Genomic DNA, 6,936 nt, shown 5'->3' with positions numbered 1-6,936 from the left:
TTCACAGAGGCCGAAATTGACGAAATATACCTGGAAACCATGATCGAAAATAGTATGTTGCCAGATAAATACGTCAATCTTGAAGAATTCAAGCGCTATCAGATTGGTGATTTATACAAACAAACAGGCAAAACTTTCTTTTCGGAATAGAGTCGCAAGCAGGTAAATTCGGCGCGATGGAGCCAGAATTCAGCGAGTACTACCAGACTTCAGATTTGGACGCTGGACCATTGATGAAGAATATCAAATCATCCATCCCGATACGCCGGACCTGCACTCCTATGTGCAGAAATTACTCAAGCAAGGAAATTTGATCTTCCCCGAAGATGAATTGAAGCCCGAGTTCATGCAAAGCCAGATCGAGGTTGGCAGCCAGGTTTCCGGGTCAAGATCAGGATAAAAAGATTTTATAAAAAACCGCCTGAAATAATTATTTCAGGCGGTTTTCGATTTATCGGTACTCTCGTACTTGGCAGAAAAATATTGTCTCAATATTTACTCGTACGCCAACGTATCTCGTACCGTCAGACGGGAGGCCCGTCTGGCAGGCAGGGCGCTCGCCAGGGCCGCCAAACCGAGTGTGATCGCGAGCCAGATCATGATTCCCTGCATGCCGAAAGTGAAGGCCAGGGGAGATTTGAAGATCGCTACGCCAACACCATAGGTCAGGGCGGAGGTGATCGGGACGGAGAAAAGAATGCTCGCGCCCCAGCTCAGCAGCCCAATAAATAATCCCTCCACGAGAACGATCATCTGAATATCCCAGTTGGAGGCACCGATGGCGCGCATCACACCGATCTCACGTGTCCGCTCGAGGGTATTGATGCTCATCGTACCCATCAGCCCCAAACCGCCGACGATCGCCGTCAGGATCGCCATCACCAGCATAAAATAGACCAAAACATCTGTCTGGCTGGTTTGGGCAACGCGCCACTCTGCGGCCAATTGCATATCACTGACCTGGATCTTTTCGTCGTCAAAGAGGGTCTGTAACGCTGAACCAATTGCCGCAACAGTTGCTTCATCGCGCTCATCGGTGATGATCCGCAAGGAATAGACATCTCCGGGAGCGTTCACCAGGCGGCTGAGATATTCATAATTGGCATAAACCAGCGGAGGGATGACATTGCCGGGGATATTATAGATGCCCACGATCTGCCATTCTGATTCCTGATTCTGGATCCGCATCGTCACCCAATCCCCAACTTTCAGATCAGGTCTCACGCTCAAAAGATGATTTCCAATCACGATCGCATTTTCATCGCCGGGCATCAGCCAGCGTCCCTCTGTCAGGATCGGCTCAATCAGGGTCGATTCCGCTGGTGGGGCAATGAAAGCAAGCTCATTAGCGGTCGTCTCGTCTGCAGAAACGATCTCCCCACCCATCGACATCCATCCTTCCACACTCTTTACACCGGGGACAGACTCCGCCAGCGCCGCAACCTTATCATAGCGATAGGCACGATTAAAGGAGATATTGATATCCGCAAGGAAATATTTTTCGACGTCCTGCATGGTCTTATCAAAGGTACCGAAGAGATTCATCACAGCGACGAAGATTGCGCCGCCCAGGATCAACGTGGACAGGGTCAATGCCAAACGTGTCTTCCGACGGAAAGCATTCCGGATCGATATCCGCACCGGGCGTGGGAGGACTCTCGAGTTTTTTGTCTGCTTTATGGATTGCTTTACGCCGCTGTTCCCCAGCCCATAATCGCTGAATGCTTCCCGAACCGTAATCCGGACCGTATTCCACATTGGGAGCAGCGCCGCAAGGGCGGGGATCACAAAAGCCACAACTGCCTGCTGGATAGCACTTTGCGGAAAGATGGTAAAAGCACCCGTATTAAAATTAAGCCAGGAGGCCATCCCATCCAGGACCATGGCTCCCAGGTAAGAGGCCAATGGCACCGAAATCGCAAAAGCGACTGCGCCAAAAGCAAGGATCAAAGTCATATACATCGCCATGATCTGGCGCGTCTCGCCGCCAATGGCCTTCATGATCCCGATCTGTTTGACATGCTGAGACATTAAGGCCACAATCGTATTGACCACAAGAAATGCGGACAGGAAAACCGTCAGCCAGCCCAGCACACCCAGGACTACGATCACGCCCTGGGTTACATCCCAGGCAAAGTGATGGCCGGGATTGAAGATCTGAATAAAATAGATCGTCGCACCGCCTTTTTCAAGGCGATCAGCAACGGCCTGGGCCACATCGGATACATGGCCCTGATCCGTAGCATTTTCTGCTACGCTGATATTCAACTTGGAATAATAATCTGCAGAGCCGCCCAGCCATTCCAGTGTTTCGGGATTAACGTAAGCTGAAACTGATCCCATCATTGCAAAGGGGATACTGACCACATCATGGATATAGCCAGCCAGACGCAATTGACGGATCTTCCCATTGCTGAGTTCAATATTGATCAAATCGCCAGCCTCATATCCCAAACTTTTCGCCGTTCGATCCAGCAAGATCTCTTTATCATGTAGGGTTGGCAAAACTGTGTCGCTGGGATTGTCGGGGGTAAGTAGATTGACGCGAATATCTTCAAGTGATTTGATACCATCAAAATTGATGACAGTTTTTCCACCATCATCCTGCAAAATTTGCGCAGAGACATCGCTGCGCCCTTCCAGCTCCCCAACGCCATCGATCTGTTGAACAACGGCCACCAGATCATCGTCAATCGGCGAGACGTATAAGGTTGCCTCGGATGGATTTGCAGAAAGAAAATCTGCATCCATATCCCGATTCATCAGCAGGCCAATATTATTATTCAGACCGACCGCAAAAGTCCCGGCGATGATGGTTAATACCATTAAAAAGGTGCGCGTTTTATTTCCCCAAAAATCTGCCCAAACTTTTTTCCAGCGGCTGCTCATGCTGCCACTCCCTGATGATTTCCATTCATATAACTGGAAACCTCACCATCCGAGATCAGCGCTGTTCGCGTTGCGCGTTTAGACAATCCATTATCATGGGTCACAATGATGATCGTCTTGCCCCGTGCAACCAATTCGTTGAAGAGGCTGAAAACACGTTCAGCTGTTTTTGAGTCGAGGTTACCAGTCGGCTCATCAGCAATGATCACAGGGGGATCATTAGCGAGTGCCCGTGCAATCGCCACACGCTGCTGTTGACCGCCAGAGAGGCCTGAGGGGAGCTTAAAGGCGTGATCCGCCAACTCCATTTGATCCAGTAAATCCAGTGCGCGGTCTTTCCGCTCGTTCTTGGGAAATGTATTGCAAAAATCCATCGGGAGCATGATATTCTCGACCACCGAAAGCATCGGCAGCAATTGAAAGAACTGGAATACGATCCCCAGATTTTTGCCACGCCAACGCGCCATCTTATTTTCGCTCAACTCATGAACAGGGGTCTCATTCACCCAAACTTCACCATGGGTGGGTCGATCAATGCCAGTGACCATATTCAATAAGGTGGTCTTTCCGCTACCAGATTTGCCGATCACACTTACAAATTCACCTGATTTGATCTGCAAATCTACATTTTTTAGGGCGGGGAAATCGCCAACAGCCGTTTTGTAGAGTTTGTCGACGCCGTATAACGATATTAGCGCATGTTCATTCTCTGCCAAGTGGCTTTCATTCTTTTTTTCGTTTTTGGTAAAGGGTAAAGTTAACATAAGAAACTCACTTATTTGATATTCAACCAGTTCCTGAGCGGAGCGGAGCGCAGTCGCCTGTACCCGATAGGGTGAAGGACGAGATTTGCCTAAACCGCTCTTCGACTATGCATCTCACTTTCGTTCGATGCTCCGCTCAGAGACTGTAGATTACTCAGCAAACTTGACAACAGCCGTCATACCCCATCGTATTGCAGACGGAGCATCGCTGAGAGCGATGGTGACTTCATAAACCACATCTCCCTGGCTTTCGGTAAAAGTCTGTCCAATGGATTGGACTGTGCCAGTCATCGGGCTATCAGGCAAGGCATCCAAAGTGACGGTGACGGTCTGCCCTTCAGCAATATTGACCACATCCAACTCAGTCAGATCGGTGGTCTTGACCACCCAGTCTGAGAAATCTGCGATGGAAGCAACCGTTTGCCCACTTCCGATGGATTCGCCCGCTTTGACATTCAGGTCTGCTACCGTACCCGAGATTGGGGAACGGAGTTCAGCATTGGATAAAGCAGACTCTGCGGCAGATAGATTTTTCTGCGCCACAATATCTTCTCCAGCCAGGAGATTGGCATGATCGGCCTGCGCCTGCGCCAGACGGATTTTCGCCGCTTCCAAGTCCGCTTCCCGATTCATCCAGGTCAGGGATTGGTTGTAGTCTGCCCAGGCATCGTCCAGGGCCTCTTCCAAAACCTTGGCATATCCTCTGAGATTATCGAATCCCAGATAAGGCTCAAATTCATCACGCGCTTTGTTGACTTTTACCAACATCGCTTCAGCGGCCTCAGCAGGAGTCATCCCATCAAATTTGGATGGGAGGGAATAATTATCCAGGCGTTGTTGGGCTACGCGCAGAGCCTGATAGGCTTCCGCGACTTCGGTCAAAATATCGGCTTCAGCACGATCGACTGCATCCTGCGCCTGTTCCACATCCATCTCAAGGAGATCGGTGTTTTCCAGACGAGCGAGAATCTCACCTTCTGATACCTGCGCTCCTTCAACTACAAAAACTTCGTCAACAATACCACTTGCTGAGAAGGCAATATCTGCAAATCGGGATGGTTCAAGACGCCCTTCGGCAATAATGAAGTTATCTGCCATCACAGTTGGGATGGGTGTCTCCTCGGCAACGGGGGCATCCGTACCACAAGCACTGAGCACTGCGGTCAAAAGTACAAAAATCGAAAATATGGTCAAGCGTTTCATCTTAAGTTCTCCTCTAGAATGATATTTCCAAAAATTTTCTATCTAAATCTACGGGGATTATTCCCTAAAGTTTCAATTTGTAAATCTACTCAGGCAGTATAGGGTGCTGAAGGTCATAAATCATAGTGCTGGAGGTCATAGTCAAGGTCATATCTTTTTAACAAATAGAAAGCGCAAAATATTCGGTTTTTAGTTTTGACAACGAGAAAAAGCACCAGGAACAATCCATTTTCAGGGCATTAAAAAAAGATAAAAAGGTGCTTCAATTGCCTCGTTCGCAGAAGGATTCCGCATCAAAAGTGGTAAACTAAACAGAAATTCCCACAGCACCCCAAAGGAGCTCGAGATGTATGGTATTCCCCTCACCCTCGGAATTGAAGAAGAGTATCAAATTATTCATCCTGAAACGCGAGACTTGCATTCCTATGTGCAAAAACTTCTCGAGGAAGGAAAGCTGATCTTTCCAGAGGAGGAGTTGAAGCCCGAGTTTATGCAAAGCCAGATCGAGGTTGGGAGCCAGGTATGTCGAAATGTGAGGGAAATCCGAGAAGAAGTCATTCGCCTTCGTCGAATGGTGAGGCTGCTGGCCGAAAAGAATGGGATGAAAATCGCTGCTGCAAGCACGCATCCCTTTGCATCCTGGCTAGTACAGGACGTGAACGCCGGAGAACGGTATCGCGAAGTGCTTGATCGAATGAAAGGCGTTGCCGAACGTTTACTAATATTCGGAATGCATATTCATATTGGCTTTGGGGATGGCACTGTCAATAAGGATCGTATGATCGAGATCATGAACCAGTTGCGATATTTTTTGCCCCATATCCTGGCACTGACAACAAGCTCACCTTTTTGGCAGGGGAGAAATACGGGATTAAAATCATATCGGAGTGTGGTTTTTGAGATGCTGCCGCGCACAGGCATTCCGCCACATTTTGAATCCTTTTCCGAATATGAAAGTCTGGTTGATACCCTTGGAAAAGTTGGCTCAGCCAAAGATTTTAAAGGAAAGGCAGATGCCACAAAGATCTGGTGGGATGTGCGACCACACCCCAAATTTGGTACCCTGGAAGTACGAGTTTCAGATGTTTGCACAAGTATTGATGATGCAGTTGCCATCACGGCACTAATACAGGCCTTAGTCGCAAAACTCTTGCTCCTGCGGAAAAATAATATGAGCTGGCGACGCTACAGACAACACCATATCAATGAGAATAAATGGCGCGCGATGCGCTACGGGATCCATGGCAAATTAATTGATTTTGGAATCAAAGAGGAAGTCCCGATGAATTTCCTCGCGTTGGAAATGCTTGATTTTGTAGACGAGGTGGTTGACGATCTGGACAGTCGCAAAGAGATTGAACATATCAAGACCATCCTTGAAAGAGGCACGAGCGCCGATCGACAAATCCAGGTGTATGAAAAAGCGATCTCCGAGGGAGCCAGTGAGGCAGAAGCGTTGATAAAAGTTGTAGATTTCCTGACTACAGAAACCATGCGTGGCGTATGAGCAAAAGGATGCAGCCTGAGAACCCCCATATTGTGATGACGTGGTCAGATGTTGATCGCCTGATCAATTATCTGATCCCTAAATTTGACCGTGAATTTACAGCGATGGTCATGGTAACTCGCGGCGGTATCATCCCGGGCGGGATGCTGGCCGAGGCGATGAATATCACCCATGTGCTGACAGCAGCGGTGGATTTCCCCGCCCAATTTGAAGCCGAACAAAACAAGCTGATGGCCTGGCCTGATTTCATCCAATTCCCCACAGATGAACAGTTACGCGGACGTGCAATTTTAATCATGGACGATGTCTGGGGTTCGGGACGTACGATCACCGCCGTAAAAAATCGCGTTTCCGCAGCAGGCGGCTCTCCCGAGACCTGTGTATTACACTTCAATCCCTATCGTAATCTTTTTGGTAAAGCTCGCCCGGATTATTATGCTGACGTAACCGAGGCTTATGTTCTCTATCCATGGGAAATCGACCGCGGTGAGGACAAGATTCTACTGAATACGTAGATATCCATCAATTGCATGCTCCAGGGGCATGAGAAATAAACCCCAAATATGAAACAAC

General features: G+C 48.6%; 5 protein-coding genes. 2 read left to right on the top strand and 3 right to left on the bottom strand.

All coding sequences use genetic code 11. The annotated features are described in order from the left end of the window. Nucleotides 1-495 precede the first annotated feature (495 nt). From AC3DOM_RS11755 to AC3DOM_RS11745, 3 genes are all read right to left on the bottom strand, one after another. Nucleotides 496-2,889 (bottom strand): ABC transporter permease, encoded by a 2,394-nt coding sequence (locus AC3DOM_RS11755; RefSeq protein WP_487919236.1) that lies wholly within the window; start codon nt 2,887-2,889, stop codon nt 496-498. Continuing rightward, nucleotides 2,886-3,653: an ABC transporter ATP-binding protein gene (locus AC3DOM_RS11750; protein WP_487919235.1), complete on the bottom strand. Its 768-nt coding sequence runs from the start codon at nt 3,651-3,653 to the stop codon at nt 2,886-2,888. Before AC3DOM_RS11750 ends, AC3DOM_RS11755 begins: the two co-directional genes overlap by 4 nt. Before the next feature lie 150 nt (nt 3,654-3,803). Further along, nucleotides 3,804-4,856: an HlyD family secretion protein gene (locus tag AC3DOM_RS11745; RefSeq protein WP_487919234.1), complete on the bottom strand. Its 1,053-nt coding sequence runs from the start codon at nt 4,854-4,856 to the stop codon at nt 3,804-3,806. A gap of 346 nt (nt 4,857-5,202) precedes the next feature. On the opposite strand from AC3DOM_RS11745, the gene AC3DOM_RS11740 reads away from it, so the two are divergent. Both AC3DOM_RS11740 and AC3DOM_RS11735 read left to right on the top strand, forming a co-directional pair. Then, nucleotides 5,203-6,363, top strand: coding sequence for a carboxylate-amine ligase (locus AC3DOM_RS11740; RefSeq protein ID WP_487919233.1), 1,161 nt, complete (start codon nt 5,203-5,205; stop codon nt 6,361-6,363). Between the two features lie 8 nt (nt 6,364-6,371). After that, nucleotides 6,372-6,878, top strand: a complete 507-nt coding sequence (locus AC3DOM_RS11735) for a phosphoribosyltransferase (RefSeq protein ID WP_487919232.1) — start codon at nt 6,372-6,374, stop codon at nt 6,876-6,878. Nucleotides 6,879-6,936: the final 58 nt, after the last annotated feature.

The sequence above is a fragment of the Candidatus Desulfolinea nitratireducens genome (assembly GCF_982879505.1).
This window is presented reverse-complemented; position numbering and strand designations above follow the sequence as displayed.

Excerpts from the sequence above, each read along its gene's own strand:
- AC3DOM_RS11755 (WP_487919236.1), bottom strand. The coding sequence starts at position 2,889 with ATGAGCAGCCGCTGGAAAAAAGTTTGGGCAGATTTTTGGGGAAATAAA.
- AC3DOM_RS11750 (WP_487919235.1), bottom strand. The coding sequence starts at position 3,653 with ATGTTAACTTTACCCTTTACCAAAAACGAAAAAAAGAATGAAAGCCAC.
- AC3DOM_RS11745 (WP_487919234.1), bottom strand. The coding sequence starts at position 4,856 with ATGAAACGCTTGACCATATTTTCGATTTTTGTACTTTTGACCGCAGTG.
- AC3DOM_RS11740 (WP_487919233.1), top strand. The coding sequence starts at position 5,203 with ATGTATGGTATTCCCCTCACCCTCGGAATTGAAGAAGAGTATCAAATT.
- AC3DOM_RS11735 (WP_487919232.1), top strand. The coding sequence starts at position 6,372 with ATGCAGCCTGAGAACCCCCATATTGTGATGACGTGGTCAGATGTTGAT.